General features: G+C 62.8%; 1 protein-coding gene. It reads left to right on the forward strand.

The annotated features are described in order from the left end of the window. Positions 1-493 precede the first annotated feature (493 nt). Positions 494-1,029, forward strand: a 536-nt coding sequence (locus AB0C96_RS43095) for a reverse transcriptase N-terminal domain-containing protein (protein ID WP_362925771.1), incomplete at its 3' end; no start/stop codon positions are given.

Here is a 1,029-nt window from a genome sequence, read left to right on the forward strand (position 1 = left end):
TATCCGTACACCGCGTCAATGGCGAGCACACGGCGGTGGAAGCCTCTCGCGCTGAGAAGCGCAACACGACGTAGTCCCATTACTGGGGGGCGTGAGGTGTTGATGGACCTCGTGCGTAGGTCACCGTGGAGGCCGGCTTAAAGAGGGCGCCCAAACCTGGTCGCATCTGCAGACAGCGGAACGTGGAAACCCCGTACAGGTCCGGTGAGTCAGCCGGTAGGCCCGAGGCAACGAAGGCGGAAATCCTGTGCGGGAACAGGATGGTCCAAGAAGCGAACGTCGCTAGGGCGAAAGCCCAGGGGAAAGCCAGCCGGAACGGCATCTCTCGCCAGGCTGACATAACCCGGCGGATACCGGCACTGCCGGTCGCGAAAGCGAGCTGACGTGGACCAGGTAGGTCATGTAGGGACAACGGCAAGAGACCAGCACCGAGGCGCAAGTTAGGCAGAGAGGGGAGACGCCGGTGATAGAGACTACTGGGGTTGCCCCCTCGATGAACGGAACCGAGGGCGGCGACGCTGAATTCTGGAACGGCATCGACTGGAGCCAGGAGGAAGCAGCTGTACGGCGACTTCGCCAGAGAATCTACAGGGCCACTCGTGAAGGCAACCTGAAGCAGGCGCGCAACCTGCAAAAGCTCATGCTGCGCTCCAAGGCCAACACCTTGACAAGTGTCAGGCGGGTCGCGCAGCAGAGCACCGGTAAGAAGACGGCCGGGATCGACGGAGCGGTTGCGCTCGCTCCAGCGGATAGGGGGAGGCTGGCAAGGAACATCCTGGCCAAGCCGGAGATACCTGCAAGGCCCGTCAAGCGTGTGTATATCCCGAAGGCCAACGGGAAGAAGCGCCCCCTGGGAATTCCGGTCATCCGTGACCGGGCGAACCAGGCCAGGGTGAAGAACGCTCTGGAACCAGAGTGGGAAGCCCGGTTTGACGGGCGGAGCTATGGCTTTAGGCCGGGGCGTGGCTGCCACGACGCGATCGAAGCCATCTTCCATGTGGCCTCCAAGAAGACCGCCCGGAGGCTGTG

This window comes from Streptomyces sp. NPDC048506, from assembly GCF_040651315.1.
GTDB lineage: Bacteria > Actinomycetota > Actinomycetes > Streptomycetales > Streptomycetaceae > Streptomyces.